The organism is Rossellomorea aquimaris, assembly GCF_020171925.1.
In the GTDB taxonomy this organism is placed as follows: domain Bacteria; phylum Bacillota; class Bacilli; order Bacillales; family Bacillaceae_B; genus Rossellomorea; species Rossellomorea aquimaris_F.
This window is the reverse complement of sequence record NZ_JAIVAR010000007.1, coordinates 41,529-59,855: the sequence shown is the minus strand read 5'-3', so window position 1 is coordinate 59,855 and position 18,327 is coordinate 41,529. Positions and strand designations below refer to the sequence as shown.

The 18,327-nt window shown below is 45.8% G+C and carries 16 protein-coding genes and 1 other annotated feature; of the genes, 3 read left to right on the top strand and 13 right to left on the bottom strand.

Annotation, left to right across the window (positions count from 1 at the left end; translation table 11 throughout):
• Positions 1-19: 19 nt before the first annotated feature.
• The 6 genes from LCM10_RS17865 to LCM10_RS17840 all read right to left on the bottom strand — a co-directional run bounded on the left by LCM10_RS17865 (position 20) and on the right by LCM10_RS17840 (position 7,541).
• Positions 20-202 (bottom strand): sporulation protein Cse60, encoded by a 183-nt coding sequence (locus LCM10_RS17865; protein ID WP_224877628.1) that lies wholly within the window; start codon positions 200-202, stop codon positions 20-22.
• Positions 203-324: 122 nt separating this feature from the next.
• Positions 325-639 carry a rhodanese-like domain-containing protein gene (locus LCM10_RS17860; protein WP_224877627.1) on the bottom strand — a complete coding sequence of 105 codons (315 nt, stop codon included), beginning with the start codon at positions 637-639 and terminating at the stop codon, positions 325-327.
• Between the two features lie 250 nt (positions 640-889).
• Positions 890-3,304, bottom strand: coding sequence for a leucine--tRNA ligase (gene leuS / locus LCM10_RS17855; protein WP_224877626.1), 2,415 nt, complete (start codon positions 3,302-3,304; stop codon positions 890-892).
• Positions 3,305-3,424: 120 nt separating this feature from the next.
• Positions 3,425-3,646 (bottom strand) — a binding site (T-box leader).
• Between the two features lie 141 nt (positions 3,647-3,787).
• Positions 3,788-4,564, bottom strand: coding sequence for a 3-hydroxybutyrate dehydrogenase (locus LCM10_RS17850; protein ID WP_224877625.1), 777 nt, complete (start codon positions 4,562-4,564; stop codon positions 3,788-3,790).
• Between the two features lie 15 nt (positions 4,565-4,579).
• Positions 4,580-5,902, bottom strand: a complete 1,323-nt coding sequence (locus LCM10_RS17845) for a GntP family permease (protein WP_224877624.1) — start codon at positions 5,900-5,902, stop codon at positions 4,580-4,582.
• A 274-nt stretch (positions 5,903-6,176) separates the two neighbouring features.
• Positions 6,177-7,541 (bottom strand): sigma-54 interaction domain-containing protein, encoded by a 1,365-nt coding sequence (locus LCM10_RS17840; protein WP_224877623.1) that lies wholly within the window; start codon positions 7,539-7,541, stop codon positions 6,177-6,179.
• A gap of 188 nt (positions 7,542-7,729) precedes the next feature.
• Here LCM10_RS17840 and LCM10_RS17835 point away from each other — a divergent pair, with 188 nt between their 5' ends.
• Positions 7,730-8,254 (top strand): cupin domain-containing protein, encoded by a 525-nt coding sequence (locus LCM10_RS17835; RefSeq protein WP_224877622.1) that lies wholly within the window; start codon positions 7,730-7,732, stop codon positions 8,252-8,254.
• Between the two features lie 252 nt (positions 8,255-8,506).
• Here the strand turns inward: LCM10_RS17835 and LCM10_RS17830 are convergent, their stop codons facing one another.
• From LCM10_RS17830 to LCM10_RS17820, 3 genes are all read right to left on the bottom strand, one after another.
• Positions 8,507-9,700, bottom strand: a complete 1,194-nt coding sequence (locus tag LCM10_RS17830) for an MDR family MFS transporter (RefSeq protein WP_224877621.1) — start codon at positions 9,698-9,700, stop codon at positions 8,507-8,509.
• 746 nt (positions 9,701-10,446) lie between these two features.
• A complete protein-coding gene (locus LCM10_RS17825) occupies positions 10,447-10,611 on the bottom strand; it encodes a glycogen biosynthesis protein GlgD (RefSeq protein ID WP_224877620.1) in 165 nt (54 codons plus the stop codon).
• Positions 10,608-10,901, bottom strand: a complete 294-nt coding sequence (locus LCM10_RS17820) for a YtzC family protein (protein ID WP_224877619.1) — start codon at positions 10,899-10,901, stop codon at positions 10,608-10,610. The genes LCM10_RS17825 and LCM10_RS17820 overlap by 4 nt, the downstream gene beginning before the upstream one ends.
• Positions 10,902-11,107: 206 nt before the next feature.
• On the opposite strand from LCM10_RS17820, the gene LCM10_RS17815 reads away from it, so the two are divergent.
• Positions 11,108-12,064, top strand: a complete 957-nt coding sequence (locus LCM10_RS17815; RefSeq protein ID WP_224877618.1) for a TIGR01212 family radical SAM protein — start codon at positions 11,108-11,110, stop codon at positions 12,062-12,064.
• Complete coding sequence (locus LCM10_RS17810; RefSeq protein WP_224877617.1) at positions 12,061-12,633, top strand: class I SAM-dependent methyltransferase; 573 nt, start codon at positions 12,061-12,063, stop codon at positions 12,631-12,633. The genes LCM10_RS17815 and LCM10_RS17810 overlap by 4 nt, the downstream gene beginning before the upstream one ends.
• Before the next feature lie 50 nt (positions 12,634-12,683).
• Here the strand turns inward: LCM10_RS17810 and LCM10_RS17805 are convergent, their stop codons facing one another.
• The 4 genes from LCM10_RS17805 to LCM10_RS17790 all read right to left on the bottom strand — a co-directional run bounded on the left by LCM10_RS17805 (position 12,684) and on the right by LCM10_RS17790 (position 18,311).
• The gene (locus LCM10_RS17805; protein WP_224877616.1) at positions 12,684-13,685 is read right to left on the bottom strand and encodes an LLM class flavin-dependent oxidoreductase; all 1,002 of its coding nucleotides are present in this window, start codon (positions 13,683-13,685) and stop codon (positions 12,684-12,686) included.
• Positions 13,686-13,801: 116 nt separating this feature from the next.
• Positions 13,802-16,174 (bottom strand): immune inhibitor A domain-containing protein, encoded by a 2,373-nt coding sequence (locus LCM10_RS17800; RefSeq protein WP_412103420.1) that lies wholly within the window; start codon positions 16,172-16,174, stop codon positions 13,802-13,804.
• A gap of 255 nt (positions 16,175-16,429) precedes the next feature.
• Positions 16,430-17,494, bottom strand: coding sequence for a tetraprenyl-beta-curcumene synthase family protein (locus LCM10_RS17795; RefSeq protein ID WP_224877615.1), 1,065 nt, complete (start codon positions 17,492-17,494; stop codon positions 16,430-16,432).
• Positions 17,495-17,507: 13 nt separating this feature from the next.
• Complete coding sequence (locus tag LCM10_RS17790) at positions 17,508-18,311, bottom strand: alpha/beta fold hydrolase (protein ID WP_224877614.1); 804 nt, start codon at positions 18,309-18,311, stop codon at positions 17,508-17,510.
• Positions 18,312-18,327: the final 16 nt, after the last annotated feature.

Here is an 18,327-nt window from a genome sequence, read left to right as displayed (position 1 = left end):
ACTCGACGCATCAACCTTTTTATTTACGATAAACCACCATTGCAGAAAAACAATATATCTGTTCATCTACCTCTTCATTCAGGGCAGCAATATGATATTTTATATCAACGATCTTCTTTTCATCCATCTTACTCAGAAAGTGATTCATGTCCTTCTCCAAATCCTTTTCATGCTCATAATCAAACACCTTCACCTGGATCATCCCATCACCCCTCTCCCCTTATTTACATTCAGTATGAACAACTATTTTAATTTTCAATCAATTCCATATAAAAAAAAACACATCCCTTTCATCGAGGAATGTGTTTTCTCAAGAATCGTACATTATTTCTTCGGTGCCGTCTCGCCAGCCCAGTTCAACATGCCACCTTCCATGTTTACCACTTTATAGCCTTGCTCCTGCATATAATGGGCAACATTTCCGCTGCGATTGCCTGAACGGCAGATGAAGATATACTCCTTGTCCTTGTCAAACTTGTCCAGTGACTCAGGAATGTCACCCATCTTGATATGACGTGCCCCAGGGATCATACCCCCAGCCACTTCCTCATCTTCGCGGACGTCAACCAACAATAGGTCTTCGCCGTTTTGAAGCTTCTCGTTCAGTTCATCCGTTGTGATCGTCTTGATTTCAGTCATTTCCTTCACCCTTTCAAGGTCATTTCAGTTTGATTATATCAAAGGAATACCCATACACAAAAAACTTTACACTTATGGGGATTTCGGGGGAGTATGGCACGCCTTTTCGTTACACGGTGCCTGGCTCAAATCACACCTTTTGTGCCTGGCTCAATTCACCTCTTTTGTGCCTGGCACCGCCAACTCCCTTCCACCAAAATCCAAGTAAAAAGGGAAGGTCCCTCACCAAGGTCCCTTCCCTTCATTACAATCAGTTCGCCACGATATTTACAAGCTTACCAGGTACCGCAATCACCTTGCGGACGGTTTTCCCTTCGATCTGGCTCTTGATTTCTTCGTTTTCCATTGCTGTTGCTTCAAGATCTTGTTTATTCATATCACGTGGAATCATTATTTTCGCCTTCACTTTACCGTTCACTTGAAGGACGATTTCGACCTCATTATCAACAAGCTTCGACTCGTCGAATGAAGGCCATTCCATATATGTGATGGAATCTTCGTGTCCTAGCTTTTGCCAAAGTTCCTCTGTCATATGAGGTGCAATCGGCGCAAGAAGCTTCACAAATCCTTCAATATACTCTTTCGGCAGAGTCTCTGCTTTGTACGCTTCATTGATGAAGACCATCAGCTGCGAGATTCCTGTGTTGAAACGAAGGCCTTCATAGTCTTCTGTCACTTTCTTGACCGTCTGGTTGTAAATTTTATCAAGGCTGCTGTTAGGTGTGTCGCTCACTTTGCTTGATAGAGATCCATCTTCTTCGACAAGCAGGCGCCATACACGGTCAAGGAAGCGGCGGGCACCGTCAAGTCCGTTCGTGCTCCATGCAACGGATGCTTCAAGCGGTCCCATGAACATTTCATAAAGACGAAGTGTATCGGCACCGTGCGATTCAACGATCTCATCCGGGTTGACGACATTCCCTTTGGATTTACTCATCTTTTCATTGTTTTCACCGAGGATCATCCCTTGGTTGAAGAGCTTTTGGAACGGCTCTTTCGTTGGCACTACTCCGATGTCATATAAGAATTTGTGCCAGAATCGTGCGTACAGAAGGTGAAGGACTGCGTGCTCTGCCCCACCGATGTACATATCGACCGGAAGCCAGTCATCCATCTTCTTCGCATCGGCAAGTGCTTCCTCGTTATGAGGATCGATGTAGCGAAGATAGTACCAGCAGCTTCCTGCCCATTGCGGCATCGTATTCGTTTCACGACGACCTTTTTTGCCTGTTTCAGGGTCTTCGACATTGACCCAGTCGCTGATGTTGGCAAGCGGTGATTCACCTGTGCCGGATGGCTTGATTTCCGTCGTTTTAGGAAGCACAAGCGGAAGTTCGCTTTCCGGTACACCCGATGTGGTGCCGTCTTCCCAATGAATGACTGGAATCGGCTCACCCCAGTAACGCTGACGGCTGAACAGCCAGTCACGAAGGCGGTAAGTTACTTTCTTCGTGCCGATTTCTTTTTCTTCAAGCCAGCTGATCGCTTTGGTGATCGCGTCTTCTTTCCCAAGACCGTTAAGGAAATCGGAATTGACGTGTTCTCCATCACCAGTGTAAGCTTCCTTCTCAACATCTCCGCCCGCTACCACTTCTACGATTGGCAAATCAAATTGTTGGGCGAATTCGTAATCTCTTTCATCATGGGCAGGAACGGCCATGATAGCACCGGATCCGTAGCTTACAAGAACGTAATCAGCAATCCAGATCGGCATTTTGCTTCCGTTTGCCGGGTTGATGGCATAAGCACCAGTGAATACACCTGTTTTTTCCTTTGCTAGGTCGGTACGTTCAAGATCACTCTTCGTTTTTACTTTATCAAGGTAGGCTTCAACCTTTTCTTTCTGTTCTTCTGTTGTGATTTTTTCAACAAGATGATGCTCCGGGGCAAGAACGGCATACGTTGCACCGAAGATTGTGTCTGGACGCGTTGTGAAGACATCGAATGATGCATCATGTCCGTCGATGTTGAAGATGACTTCAGCACCTTCAGAACGGCCGATCCAGTTGCGCTGCATATCCTTGATGCTTTCCGGCCAATCGACATCTTCAAGATCGTCTAGAAGGCGATCCGCATATGCCGTGATCTTTAGCATCCACTGTTTCATCGGGCGACGTTCAACCGGATGTCCACCGCGCTCACTCTTCCCGTCGATGACTTCTTCATTGGCAAGAACCGTACCAAGCGCCGGACACCAGTTAACCGCTACTTCATCCACATAAGCCAAGCCTTTTTCATAAAGCTTAAGGAAAATCCATTGCGTCCATTTGTAGTATCCAGGATCTGTTGTATTCACTTCGCGGTCCCAGTCATACGAGAATCCAAGTGCCTTGATTTGACGGCGGAAATTATCGATGTTCTGTTTTGTGAACTCCGCTGGGTCGTTACCTGTATCAAGCGCATATTGCTCCGCAGGAAGACCGAATGCATCCCATCCCATCGGATGAAGGACATTATACCCTTGCATACGTTTCATCCTTGAAAGGATATCCGTCGCCGTGTATCCTTCAGGGTGTCCTACGTGAAGGCCTGCCCCTGATGGATAAGGGAACATATCCAAAGCGTAGAAATTCTTTTTCGACTCGTCCTCGGTCGTTTTAAATGTTTTGTTTTCTTCCCAATACTGCTGCCATTTTGATTCAATGCTCCTATGATCAAAACTCATATTGAGATCCTCCTTTAAAAGATGTGATTTGAAAAGCACATTGTTCTTTATCGCTGTAAAGCAACCGGAACACGTTGCATTTCTTGATAAAACAAAAAAACTCTCATCCCAAATAAAAATATTTGGGACGAGAGTTATGTTTACATTCTCCCGCGGTACCACCCACATTAGTGTACGCGCACTCAGCTTCATTCATCCTTAACGCGGAAAACGGCAAGTCTTACTGTTCGTTCACACTTGCAACTCAGCAGGCGAGTTCATGATGCTCCCGGTTGACTTTCACCACCCGTCAACTCTCTAAGACAGAAAACATTCACTACTACTCCCGATCAACGTCTAAATATAAGAATCATTATATGTATTCACTATTTTAGGAGAAAATATTCAGGAGCGCAAGCCCAATGTTGTGGAATTCCATAAATTCGAGACCATTTTGATTTATAAAAAAAGAAACGACCCCATACAAGAGTCGTTTCCCCTAAATTATTGAACCGTATATCCACCATCAAGCACCACTGCCTGGCCGGTGACGCCTCTAGCTGCATCACTGCACAGGAACATCGTATAATCGGCAATCTCTTTAACGTCAAGAAGCCTTTTTTGCGGTACAAGCGGATAGATGACTTCCTCCAGCACTTTTTCAAGTGGGACATTTCGGTTCTTTGCCAGATCTCCAAGCTGATTCTGTACAAGCGGGGTATCCACATATCCAGGACAGACCGCATTCACGGTGACACCATGTTCCGCAGCTTCTAGTGCTGCGACCTTAGTCAAGCCGATGACTCCGTGTTTGGCAGAATTATAAGCCGCTTTCCCGGCAAATCCCACCAGACCATTAATCGATGCCATATTGACGATTCTTCCGAAGCCCTGTTCTTTCATGATCGGCAATGCATGTTTGATCGCCACAAACGGGGCCGTCAGCATGACTTTTAGTAAAAATTCGAATTTCTCCGTTGGGAAGTCTTCGATTGGTGAGACGTGCTGAAGTCCTGCATTGTTAATCAAAACATCAAGCCTTCCATAATGATTCACAGCAGTCCCAATCGCTTCTTTAATATCTTCTTCAGACGTCACGTCACAGCGGATGCCCACTGCTTCATATCCTTCTTTCTTAAGGGAGAGTGCAGCATCCTGCACTCCTTCTTCCTTCAAATCAGTCAGCACCACTTTTGCACCGTTTGCAGCGAATTCCTTTCCGATCTCATAACCGATTCCCTGAGCTGCACCGGTGACAAACACGACTTTATTCTCTACCATGAAGAAACTCCTTCCTTAAATACCTAATCCCAAGCTGAATAAGATAATGGCTAATGTCAGCCCAAGTAACGGAACAATGACCGTGAGTGCCCCGACTGCACCATAGGCTTCACCATGCGTTTCGTTACAGATCGAGCGAATCGTCGTGACAACGTATCCGTTATGAGGAAGTGAATCCAGTGCTCCAGAGGAAATGGCCACAACCCTGTGTAGGGCTTCCGGATTGACACCCATATCGACATAATGCGGTGAGAGGATCGGGAGTGCAATCGCCTGACCGCCGGATGCAGATCCGGTCATACCTGCGATGACACTTACCGCAATGGCACCTCCGATTAGAGGAGAACCCGGGATATTGGTCATAAAATCAACAGCCGTCGCAAATGCAGGGACCGCTTTCGCCACTCCACCAAATCCGACCACCGCTGCTGTATTCCCGATGGCAATCAATGCGCCGATCGTTCCTTCTGAAACTGCATTCCAAAAACCTTTGAAATATTTTCGATTTAGGACGTAAGCAGAAATGACCCCGCCAAGTAGCGCAATGATCAACGCCGATTGCTTTAACGAATCGTGGAAGATGAACGCAAGGACGAGGACAATCAGTAATGGGATCAGACCCATCAAAGGATTAGGCAACGGTCTGTCTTCATCGATGACCGGATCCTCTTCACGTGACTGGAATCGTTCCCCTTTTTTCACTGCTTTCGAAATCATGCGCTTCAACCACCAGTAACCGAACACAGCCATGAACACAGCGACAATCAAGCTGACTTCCCAGCCGGCATATGGCGTCGTCCCTAAATATTCAATCGGGATCCAGTTTTGGATCTCAGGAGATCCTGCCGACGTCATCGTGAATGTAACCGAACCGAATGCAAGTGCTGCAGGAATGAATCTCCGTGGCAGGTCCGCCTGTTTGAAGAGACTGACGGCCATCGGGTAAACCGAAAAGGCCACAACGAATAAACTGACCCCTCCGTAAGTCAACACGGCACATGCCAAAACAATGGCGAAGACCGCAAATTTCATTCCCAATTTTTCAACAACAAAACGCGACACACTATCAGCCGCTCCGCTATCCTCCATCACCTTACCGAAGATCGCACCAAGCAAGAACATTAAATACCACGCGGCAACGAAACTCGTAAATCCTGACATATAATTTGAAACCAGATTCGCTTCCCCTTCACCCGCCAGCTGCGGGAATAGCGGCATCCCGCTTAACACGGCCACGAATATGGCAGAGATCGGGCCGACGATTAGTATATTCATCCCCCGCATGGTTAAAAAGATTAATAAAATAAGTCCACCTATGAGACCAACCATACTTAACATATTGTGTTCCCCCTTTTACTTTCTGATTTTCCCCAACCTTTTTGTAATCGTTTACATTTTCTCGAATGCCAAATGCCCTCTCCTTTCCTTCATAATCACTCAACTACCTACATGCAACAATTGTGCCAACTTTCAAATTATGATTATCAAGGTTCACTTCACTCTGTCCGTCCGAAGTTTCGGACTCTCCCCCACAAACATTCACAAAATGTACACAAAATCATATAACCGAAAAAACCGTCCGGAAAGTCGGACTACATTCCGAGTTTTCGGACTATTCAAGAAGATGATGCTTATTTAATTTTTCATACAGAGTCGATTTACTGACTCCCAAGGCTGATGCCACTTTTCGTTTATCCGATTTGAATTTCTTCAAGCTCTGTTCCAACACGCTTCTCTCCGTATCATCCAGGATTTCCTTTAACGATTTTGATTCTGCATGAAAGATTGTCCCCGATTTCATATATTGGGGCAGTGAATTCATTGTGATCCGATCGTCACTCGATAAATAAGTGGCCGCATTGATGATATTTTCCAACTCCCTCAGATTACCCGGCCAGCTGTAGGAAGTAAGGACTTCCATTACTTCTTGGTGGAATCCCTTGATCCTCTTTCCAGATACTTTCATGGATTTCTCCAGAAAAAAATCGGCAAGCCCCGGGATGTCATCACGTCTTTCCCGCAATGGAGGGACATTGAACGGAACAACATTGATACGATAATAGAGGTCACTCCTGAACCTTTTTTCTTCCATCATTTTCTCAAGGGGGCGGTTGGTAGCGGCAATGATCCTTACATTCACTTGATCGACCCGTGACGAACCCACCGGCTCTACCTCTCCTTCCTGCAATACCCGCAGGAGCTTCGACTGCATATTGAGGGGCATGTCCCCGATTTCGTCAAGGAACAGCGTCCCTTTGTGAGCAAGCTGGAATTTTCCTTTTTTCCCGCCTTTTTTCGCACCCGTGAAAGCCCCTTCTGCGTAGCCGAATAATTCCGATTCCAAAAGTTGCTCCGGAATCGCCGCACAATTCACTTTGATGAATGGTTGAGTGCTCCTTTCACTTAATTGGTGAATACTATGGGCGAATAATTCCTTTCCTGTCCCACTCTCCCCTCTGATCAGGATGGAGATGTCACTCGGAGCGATCATTTTAGCCTTCTCTTTCAACTCCCTGATGCTTTCAGATTCCCCAATAATATCGTTGAGGCTGTATTTCACCCCTGTGTTGATATCTTGTATATAGCTTTGAATCTTAGATATCATATTCTTTACATGGGAACTCATTTGCATCCATTCACTTGTATCCCTGAAGATGACACTGCCGAAAGCACCGATCGTCTCACCGCCCACGATGATCGGGATGCGGTTGGCGATCATATAATTGCCCTTGATGTACTGAAGATCGGCTACTTCTTCCTTTCCGGTTTCCACTACCTTGTGCATCCTTGTATTTTCGATCACAGTCGTAACATGGCTGCCAATCGCCTTTTCACGGTCAACCTCCAAGAATTTGCAATAGTTATCATTGATATAAATGATAATCCCTTCTTTATCGACTACAACGAGCCATTCAAAAGCGTTCTCCAGGATGATTTCAATCATTTCAACGGAGACTTTCTTTAATAAGCTGCTCATACACTCTCCCCATTCCCAATCTCATTTCGTTAAGCCGGTCATTCTCCCACTATTCCAAATAATCTTAATTATTATAGTAGCATATCTCCGCAACCTTGGATGCGTTGGAACGTGCATTAAATACAGGAAGTGTGTTTATAACAAGGCTGAAGGGGGAACTCTCTAAGTAAGCATGAGGAGGTGATGGAATGAAAGCAGGTCAATTAAAAATCTATTACCTGGAGGACGATGGAACCATTCCGAACAATCCGGATTTGCCTGTCATCATCTACCCAAGTGAAGTCGAACACACAGACGAATTGGAGAACATCTTTCATCACAATCAGTGGCGGAATAGCTGGGTGAACGGCATCCACGAATACGACCACTATCACAGTAATACCCATGAAGTACTCGGGGTCATCGAAGGGCATGCACATATTCAGCTCGGTGGTGAGCGGGGTGTGAAAGCTACGATTCAGAAGGGGGATGTAGCCATCCTGCCAGCAGGGACCGGTCATAGGAAAATTGCCTGCAGTCCCGATTTCAAAGTAGTCGGCGCATACCCCGACGGAGCAAGATACGATACAAAGGAAGGATCATTAAAAGACCGGCCACAAGTCCTTTTCGACATCAAGAATGCTCCTCTTCCAGAACTTGATCCCGTCCACGGCAATCATGGACCGATTATGAAATATTGGATACGCAACAGGAAGGGAATCAGTGAAAGTTAGGAAACCATTCATCCCTTTCTTTTAAAAAAAGTTGTAATGTGATTCAGTACGTGTTATTCTATTATAGCGATGAGCTGAATTGTGTAAGTCGGTGATCACGCCTTAATGGCAACGAACTATGTGGAGTTTGGATCATCCGCCTCAATTTTTTGCAAGTGGGCTTCCGTAGGAAACGGAAGCCCTTTTTATTTTGCATTATCAGAGAGATAGTGAAATAGAGAAAAGCCAATGAGATATCCTTCTCATTGGCTTTTATTGTACGGGTAACGAAACCGGTACTTCTTTTTCTTTCTTTAACGGCCGGTCATAAAGACTTGCCAATGAGAGTGAAAGAATGAAGAAACCGATCAGCGTCATGAATAACACCTGCATACTGAACAAATCGACCAGCACGCCTCCAATCAGCGGTCCGATCATTCTTCCCCCCGTAGCTGTACTATTAACGATTCCTTGATAAAATCCTTCCCGTCCCTTTGGTGCAAGCGAATTCGCAATCGTCGGCACGGCTGGCCAAATCAACATTTCACCCACTGTCAAGATGATCATCGAAACGGCAAACCACTGAAACTGCCCTGAAACAGACGCCACCCCAAATGAAATCATGAAGATGACAATTCCAATCATGATCTGTAGCTTCAGATTGTCCTCGAACCGCTTGATCACCTTTCCTAACAAGGGCTGAGCGAGTACGATCAATGCCCCATTAATGGTCCAAAGGAGACTATACTGCTTCAAACTGATATTGATTTCCTGTGTATACGTGGCGATCGTCGACTGCCACTGTACATATCCGACCCAGCATAATAGATATGCTGCACAGAGAATCAGGAGTGCGGTCAGTTTGGATTTGTTTCTGATCACTTTTTTCTCACTCAAAATTGAAGCCTGACCAGTGGAATCTGCCGATATATGGCGATACCCGAAAAGGGCAATCAAGAAAAAGGCAAGATACATGAGTAAATTTGCAAGGAAGATATAGTTGAATGAGAAAGAGGCAACCAATCCACCCAACGCAGCTCCGACTGCTACACCGATATTCTGTGCCACATACACGGAATTGAACGCTTTGCGTCCTCCCTCAGGCCATACAGAACCAGCCATGGCATACATGGAAGGGAACACGATACCGGATCCGAAACCGATAATCGTCAAGAATACTACATAATAAGGCCAACCATGCCAAAGATTCATGCCGATCAAGGCAGTCAATGTAATCATGATCCCTAGAAGGATCGAGCGATAACCCCCTAATTTATCAAAAAGACTTCCCCCGATAAGATTCCCCGCTACACTGGCACCAGCATTGATCATCAGTACCAATCCTGCCACTGATAGAGATTTACCGAGATGTTCATGCAAATAGATTGTATTAAGCGGCCACAAGAAGGAAGAACCGGTGACATTCACCATCATCCCAATAGCAAGCAACCATAGTGATTTGGGCATTTTCTGCTTCCTCCCACTTATTTATTTCGAGTCCCAAAAGAATTTTACTCCTTTTGATGTGGGTGAGCAAGAACTATTTTTGAATTTTTCAGCTGTGTTTTTTTGTTTGGAAAGGGGAAGGAAAAGGGGGCGTGGTTGGATTGTTGTGTTTTGAGCCTGGCTCAATTTCGGCACTTTGAACCTGGCTAAATCACGGCACTTTGAGCCTGGCTCAATCACGGCACTTTGAGCCAGGCTCAATCACAGCACTTTGAGCCTGGCTCTATCACGGCACTCTGAACCTGGCTCAATCACGGCACTTTGAACCTGGCTCAATCACGGCATTTTGAGCCTGGCTCAATCACGGTATTTTGAGCCTGGCTCAATCACGGCACTCTGAACCTGGCTCAATCACGGCACTTTGAACCTGACTCTATCACGGCATTTTGAACCTGGCTCAATCACGGCACCTTGAACCTGGCTCAATCACGGCACTTTGAACCTGGCTCAATCACGGCACTTTGAACCTGGCTCAATCACGGCACTTTGAACCTGGCTCAATCACGGCATTTTGAGCCTGGCTCAATCACGGTATTTTGAGCCTGGCTCAATCACGGCACTTTGAACCTGGCTCTATCACAGCACTTTGAACCTGGCTCTATCACAGCACTTTGAGCCTGGCTCAATCACGGCATTTTGAGCCTGGCTCAATCCACCACGCTTCCAACAAAAAAACTAGGCACCCAAGAAGCACCTAGTTTCCACAATCATTTTCCATTGTTTTGATTTGATTTGACCGGCTGACCTTGTTTTTCGTACCGTTTCTTCGCCTGTTTCACAGGATTGTTTTCCGCTCCGAATTCTGTATCCAGATTACGGAAATCGCTTCTTGTTTTTTGTTCAGGATTATTTTGCTTAGAACGTTTTTTCAATGTAATTTTCCTCCCACTACCGTCGGATCGTGTTCTAATAAAATCATCTCATTCTGAAGGCTTTGTAGCTGAAGCCTCATGCGGTGAAGCTGTTCACGCTGCTGTGCATTGGCGCTATGTGCCAGGTCACGTACATCATTGACGGACTCTTCAAGCTTTTGCATCGCATTTGTGTATTCCTCGTCGTGATAATGCTCTTGCTCCATACCTGATTTATATTGTTCTTGAGCGTAACGAATGGCATCTTCACATTTCTGGATACAGTCTTCAATCGATTGTCTTGTTGCCATATCGACTACCTCCTGCTCTCTTTGATTTAAAGAAGAGTGAATGTCTGCTCTCCTTCTTCATTAGTTTTAACCTTCCGAACGCATTCAAAAGTGGTAATCTTCGCCTATTTCCACAGTGAGGATACCTTGATGACCCCGTTCATGTTAAAATCGTCTTTGATGAGAATACCCATACATAAAGACGAAGAATTTAGGAGGTGTTTGTCATGGTGACAAACCCGTTTCCATATGCAGCAGATAACAAACGCTACCATACATGGAATTATCATTTACGGAATCACTTTGGCCACAAAGTGTTCAAGGTCGCGCTTGATGGTGGCTTTGACTGCCCGAATCGTGATGGTACCGTTGCTCACGGAGGCTGTACTTTTTGCAGTGCGGCAGGCTCTGGCGATTTTGCCGGTGACCGTGTCGATCCATTGGAGAAACAATTCAATGACATCAAAGAAAAAATGCACAAGAAATGGAAAGACGGCAAGTATATGGCTTACTTCCAAGCCTTCACGAATACCCACGCACCGGTGGATGTCCTTCGTGAGAAGTATGAGTCGGTCTTAAAGCAGGAAGATGTCGTAGGGTTATCGATCGCAACACGTCCCGACTGCCTTCCTGATGATGTCGTGGAATATCTTGCGGAACTCAATGAGCGAACCTATCTATGGGTTGAACTCGGACTTCAGACTGTCCATGAAGAAACTGCTTCGCTGATCAATCGTGCCCACGACTATCAATGTTACGTGGACGGAGTAAAAAAGCTGAGAAAACATGGCATCAGGGTGTGTTCACATATTATTAACGGCCTGCCGAAAGAGAATACAGAGATGATGATGGAGACGGCCAGGGAAGTAGCGAAACTTGATGTGCAGGGGATCAAGATCCATCTTCTGCATTTATTGAAAGGGACACCGATGGTCAAGCAGTATGAGAAAGGACTGCTTGAGTTCATGGACTTCGATGACTATGTAAAGCTTGTATGTGACCAGCTGGAGATCCTTCCTCCCGACATGATCGTCCACAGGATTACTGGTGACGGACCGATTGAACTTATGGTCGGACCGATGTGGAGCGTGAATAAGTGGAACGTCCTGAACGCGATTGATCATGAATTGAAGGAACGGGACAGCTGGCAAGGAAAATATTTTAATGTGGATGTGAAAGCATGAAACTGGAAAGAATTTTACCATTCGCCCGAAAGTTATTGGATAATGCGGTGAAACCGGGCGATATTACAATCGATGCAACACTCGGAAATGGACATGATACGTTGTATCTTGCTCAGCTTGTAGGGGAGAACGGAAGGGTTTACGGATTCGATATCCAAGAAGAAGCCATCCAGAATACGAGAGATCAACTCTCCACCCATGAGCTTCTAGACCGTGTAACCCTGTTTCAGCAGGGCCACGAAACCGTCATGAATGTCATTCCTCCTGTCCATCATGGAAAGATAACCGGAGCCATCTTCAATTTAGGTTATCTCCCCGGAGGTGACAAGGAAATCGTCACCCGTCCGAAGACGACCATATCGGCAATGAACCAGATTCTTGAAATGATGGCACCTGAAGGGATCCTCATACTCGTCATTTATCACGGTCATCCAGAAGGTGCCGTTGAACGCGACTACCTTCTGCGATATGTCGAGCAGCTCGATCAACATTATGTACATGTACTGAGATACCAATTCGTCAACCAACTCAATAACCCTCCATTCATCCTTGCACTGGAGAAAAGATAAAAAAAAGAGGGACGTACCTTTAGCACGCTAAAGGTACGTCCCTCACTGCTTTAAAGCAGTGCATCGGCGATGAGTTGGAATGATTTGAGTTTATCTTGGAAGTCATAAGTGATGGTGACCAGCATGATTTCATCGGTTTGGTATTGTTCGCTCAGTTCAAGGATTTCCCTCTTCACTTTATCAGGGTTTCCGACAATCATGCGCTTACGGTTCTCTCTCACGCGGGCTGCCTCGAAAGGACTGTATTGATAGGCAGCCGCTTTCTCTGGACTCGGTGTTCCCGTAGATCGCATCCCCTGTTCAATCATGATCAACGACAAGTCCATACTTGATGCGATTCTTTCCGCCTCTTCATCCGTTTCTGCACAAATCGTGAACACAGCCACTGTATTTTTCGGTTTGTCGAGATAGTCGGATGGGACAAAATTGTTGCGGTAAGCTTGTGTGTATTGCGGACCGCCTTCTCCGTTGATGAACTGCGCAAATGTATATGGCAACCCTTTTTGTGCCGCAAGCATTGCGCTCGAAGGACTAGAACCTAGCATCCACACCTCAGGCATCGATTCGATTTTCGGTGCCGCAGTCAACCCTTGATACGGATGGGAAGACGGCAGGGAATCCGTCAGATAACCAAGCAGTTCATCAATTTGTTCTGGATAACGATGGACATCCCGATGCTTGCCTTCGCTCAACGCCATGGAAGCCATCGGCATTCCCCCGGGAGCCCTTCCAAGGCCAAGATCGATCCGGTCGGGATTCAATCCTTCAAGTAAACGGAAATTTTCAGCAACCTTATATGAACTATAGTGCGGCAGCATCACTCCACCTGAACCGACACGGATCCGTGAGGTATTCTGTGCCAAATGAGCGATCAATACCTCCGGTGATGAGCCGGCAAGGCTCGGGGAATCATGGTGCTCCGATACCCAGAAACGGGTGAATCCCAGTTTCTCAGTCATTTGGGCAAGTTTCACTGTATGGTTTAACGCCTCTTGAGGGCTCATCCCTTCTGAAATAGGCGACTGATCTAAGACGCTTAATTTAATACTCAAGATTGGACATCTCCTTTATCTGATGTGAGTATTATTATCAATTCATCGGTAAAAAATGTCCAATCACATGCTTAAAGGGTGACGGCATAGAAGCCGTCACCCTTTATCATTCATACTTATTTGTAGATCAATACCTTACCGACAGTACCGTCAGCACTTTGACCTGTCACACGGAACTTCAATCCGTAATTCGGTACATCGCGGCCTGCATCTACAAGACCTTTATTGCTGTAGTCTGCACTGTCATCGAACAGTGGAGTCTGTGCAGTCTGATTATCTTTCATTGTGATTCCAAAAATACTTGAATAATCCAGGAACATCTTCTCAGACTTGTTCAAGCTGAATGCAGCATCGTGAACTTGGTAGCGTGTAGAGCCGACAGCCCCGTCACTCCAGTAGTTCGTGCTTTGATCTGCATCGACAATACCATTGAATCCTTCTCCAGGATGGATGCCTGTCCAGTTTTCACTGAATTGCTTATCAACGTACCATACGAGTAAGCCATCATCGAACGTCATCAAGCTTGCTCCGCGGCGGATGTTCGCAAGACCTTTATCCACCCCGTTATGACTACGCCATTCCAGCAAGTAGTAATGCTCGGAACGCTTGATTCCATCACTCTTGTCAAAACCATTCAACGTAAAGGCTGTTTCCCCTTCTGCATCATCAAACAATACTTCTTCGCCATCAACGACGATTGAGAGGTCATCAGCATATAAACCAGGGTTGGAAACCGCTGCATCCGTCACATATTCGATTGCGACTTCAACTTCTTGACCCGCGTAAGCAGATAGATCGAATGAAGCGTCAATCCAGCCATCCGATGAACCAGTGATCCCGTTACCAAGGTTTGCATCATATGGATTTTCGTTTGTTGTGAAGTCACTTGCAACAGGGTGACCATTCACTGTTACATATGCATAATCCCAATCCTTTTCAATATCATACCAAGCTTTGAAATTGAATTGAGCAGATGTTGCATTTGTCAGATCAACTTTTGTCGATAAAGTATTATGCAAGTCATCCGCACTTCCGGAGAAGTACTCATATTCACCGCTTGCCGGCTGATTGATCACTGTTTCTTTTTGTGGGAGATTCACTTTGATTACATCATTGTTCGTCCCTTTGGTATTCGCTTCATCAAGTATTCCTTCCAACCCTTTGGAATCGATATCTTCTAGAGCCACTTCTGAACCAGTCAACCAATTCCCTTTCGTCCCTTCATTATCGACAACCGCCGAAGCTTGAAGCATTTCTTTCATATACGGACTGAATCCAGTAGGCATCGTTCCAGGGATGTCACCCGCCCAGCTTCCGCTCGACATGATTGACCAGTAGCTGATTGGTTCACCTGCACCTGAATATTGAGTATCATACTCATCAGGCAGGCCAAGGTCATGTCCGAATTCATGCGCCATTACACCAACCGCACCGTCTTCAGGCTCAATTGTGTAATCATAAGCTCCCATCGTACCGCCCCAGTATGGAACAGTCGCTGTAGTACCAGGAAGTTTGTAAACTCCGCCAAGATTCCAGCGGTGAGACCAGATTGCATCAGAACCAAGGGAGCCTCCACCCGCTTCTTCACCCACACCAGAGTGAATGACCATCAAGTGATCAACCAATCCATCTGGTTCAAGGTAATTTCCGTCACCATCATAATCAAATCGATCCCACTGGTCATAATCCTCAAGATTGACATCGGGATCTGCAGCTGCTGCTTCCAATGCTTCTTTTACAAGGCCTCTTGCATCCACGTCACTGTCATCTTCGGTCGGATAGTTCCCCCCGTATTCAGCAGCGGACTTGCTTGCCGTATACCAGCCTGCAACTTCCCCTTCCACGGAATAGCTTCCGCCGGATTGCTGTTCATAGTATTGCTTCATGGATACATATGTTTTCCCATCCGGACCTGTCCATCCGCCTTCACCGAATAACATGTCTTGATAATGCTCGCGGGAATAGGCATCTTCTCCCTCATAATGCATGTCCGTTTCTTCAGGAGCCAGCGTGTTATGAGGCTTATCAGGATAGTCAACCAACAGGACGAGTACTTTATCGGTACGCATTTCACCATCGTATGCTTCTTCTTTCACCGATCCAGGACTGTTTTTCTTGGCTTGTCCCAATTTATTTCCTTTTCCTGAAGTCAAACTGTTATTTTTCATTTCCTCTTGCAATTTTACCTTTGTTTCTGCCTCTTTCCCATGAAGTTCCCCTTCTTCTTTCTTGGCACTGTCTGCTTTATTTTTAAGGAACTTGTTTAACGCTTTCTCTGCTTCTGCCGGGCTTGCGTTTTCTGCGATTTTCCCATTCTTCTTCAACATCTCGATCAGACGCTCATCGTTCGCAATGCCTAAGTCGAATGGTCCTCCATGACTGTGATCTTGCTTAACGGTCGGCTTCGCCAATACATTCTCCGGCACTACGGTCGAAGCTGATGCAGGTACCGCAAAAGCACCGATACTCAAGGCCGCCGTCATCGCCATCGATAAAACTTTACGTGTTTTCAACACGTCATTCCCCCTTCGTATGTACTATATTTTTACAACTAATTACAATATACAAGATTTTTCTGAAAAATCCATATATTCTGACAACATTTGAATATATTCGACTAGTAAAAAAATTAACAAGAGTCTTTCTGCTTACGTAAATTTAGAACGAAATGGAAAAAGGCTAGCCCTATTGTTATAGGACTAGCCAAAAAATATTTTCCCTTGACGCAAACACGCCAACATCCATTATTTTACTTTCTTTAACTTACGGTACATTTTACCATTCCAAAAGAAGAACTTTGTCACCCAACCTGCTTCTCCTAGGAATTCCTTTGAAAAAGCCTGGACCCTTTCCTGCCTCCTGGCTTTCTCATCGGACAGATAAACCCCGATCAATCCTTTATTGATCAAGCGGTGAAATCCTGCATGAGGAAGGCCGTTCGTGTGTTCATCCGCTTTCCTGAGGAAATGGATGAGTCTTTCCTTCAGGTGTTCCTCATCTTCATAATAAAAACAGAAATTCAGGTCGCCTCCCTCATGGTCCTCCTCTTGATCAATGAAATAATCGAGAAGGATATGAAGGCCCTGTATATAAGGAAAGTAACCACATTTGATTTTTTCAGTGTAAGAAGATTGAAAGTCCGGCCGGCTCGCGTAAGCCACAAGGCAAAAGATCCCGAGGGTCGAGCCTGAGCATGCAGAAAATTCGTACCAATCCATTTCCGGAAGGCGGGAACGATGAGCCTCAAACCACGATTTCAGCCTATCTTCCCTCTCTTCCTTCTTCACATGCTTATGTATTTGCAGATCACAATAATACGCACACAACTCCAGTAGCTCACGTTTGATCTGTTGATAATGTGGGATGGCAGCCAATGAATCCTGACATGTTCTGACGAGGTCGTGTAAATAGCCCGCATCATCCTGATCTTCACGGAGCGCATAATATTGAACGGGCTCAGCCCCGACAGTGAGTGCGTCTTTCATCGATTGATGAAGGAGCTCGAAATCCGCCGGATCGAGGGACGTACTGCGATCGCAAAGATTGTCAAGATAATCACTGATGGTTTGGTAAGCCACCGTGAAGCGGATCGTCTCCCTTTTCATCTTCTGCGATAAGATGGACAGGATCGATCCCCCTTCACAATGAAACGTTTTATGTTCGATACTTGCCAAAGCCTGATTCCTCAACTCTTCGTTTGGTATCGAACCGGCCCTTCCCTTCCAGTAATCCAACTCCTGATGAACGAGAGGAAAGATATCCCGGTAAACTTTTGTCATCAATGAAAAAGGACTTACAGGTACTGACAAGCACATCACCTCATTATAAGATATATCCCAATGCCTTCAGACGGCTTTCGACAAAGACCTTGGAATACTCGAAGATTTCTTCTCTTTCCGGTTCATTATAGATTTCATGATAGCATTTCGGCCACTCTTTATAATGCATCTCTGAAAGCGAAAGCTCATTGAACCATTTCTTGACCGCCTTTTTATCGACAATCTTATCATCGCCCGCCTGCATGACCAGAAGCGGGACATCAGGCATCTTGTCAAGATTGAGCTTCGCAAGTTTAATGGCTTGAGTGAGCTCCCTGTACCATCTGACGGAAACCTTTGTAATATATAACGTATCATTACTGTCAATTTCCCTTACATCCGCATTCCTCGTTGCCATGTCGACCGTTAGCCCAGACGGGAATTTCACCATTGGAGCAACCTTGTTCAGCCCAAGTGACAGCAGTTCCACAGGCTTCGAAGGTCCGTCCACAAGCCCCAGACATGGAGATGATAAAATCACCCCGGCAAGATTGATGTGCGATTCCTGAAGCATCCTTACTGCAATGAGCCCTCCCATGCTGTGGCCGATGAGGAATACAGGTAGATCGAATTGATAGGCAGCCTGCACCCAGTCTTTCACTTCTACCATATATTCGTCAAAGGAATCGATATGTCCTCTTTGCCTTCTTGACGTCATCCCCTGCCCCGGCAGGTCACCCATGATGACATGGAATCCCGATGACCGCCACATTTCAATGAGCCATCCATACCGGCCATGATGTTCCATTGCTCCGTGAATGATGACGATGACTGCTTTTGCCTCTTGATCTGTTTCCCATTTCCACATGGCAAACCCTCCTTAA

Bases quoted from the DNA above. Each gene is read 5' to 3' on its own strand.
- LCM10_RS17815 (WP_224877618.1), top strand. From the start codon at position 11,108: ATGGTGACAAACCCGTTTCCATATGCAGCAGATAACAAACGCTACCAT.
- LCM10_RS17790 (WP_224877614.1), bottom strand. From the start codon at position 18,311: ATGTGGAAATGGGAAACAGATCAAGAGGCAAAAGCAGTCATCGTCATC.
- LCM10_RS17800 (WP_412103420.1), bottom strand. From the start codon at position 16,174: ATGGCGATGACGGCGGCCTTGAGTATCGGTGCTTTTGCGGTACCTGCA.
- LCM10_RS17850 (WP_224877625.1), bottom strand. From the start codon at position 4,564: ATGGTAGAGAATAAAGTCGTGTTTGTCACCGGTGCAGCTCAGGGAATC.
- LCM10_RS17865 (WP_224877628.1), bottom strand. From the start codon at position 202: ATGATCCAGGTGAAGGTGTTTGATTATGAGCATGAAAAGGATTTGGAG.
- LCM10_RS17835 (WP_224877622.1), top strand. From the start codon at position 7,730: ATGAAAGCAGGTCAATTAAAAATCTATTACCTGGAGGACGATGGAACC.
- leuS (WP_224877626.1), bottom strand. From the start codon at position 3,304: ATGAGTTTTGATCATAGGAGCATTGAATCAAAATGGCAGCAGTATTGG.
- LCM10_RS17830 (WP_224877621.1), bottom strand. From the start codon at position 9,700: ATGCCCAAATCACTATGGTTGCTTGCTATTGGGATGATGGTGAATGTC.
- LCM10_RS17845 (WP_224877624.1), bottom strand. From the start codon at position 5,902: ATGTTAAGTATGGTTGGTCTCATAGGTGGACTTATTTTATTAATCTTT.
- LCM10_RS17810 (WP_224877617.1), top strand. From the start codon at position 12,061: ATGAAACTGGAAAGAATTTTACCATTCGCCCGAAAGTTATTGGATAAT.
- LCM10_RS17820 (WP_224877619.1), bottom strand. From the start codon at position 10,901: ATGGCAACAAGACAATCGATTGAAGACTGTATCCAGAAATGTGAAGAT.
- LCM10_RS17840 (WP_224877623.1), bottom strand. From the start codon at position 7,541: ATGAGCAGCTTATTAAAGAAAGTCTCCGTTGAAATGATTGAAATCATC.
- LCM10_RS17860 (WP_224877627.1), bottom strand. From the start codon at position 639: ATGACTGAAATCAAGACGATCACAACGGATGAACTGAACGAGAAGCTT.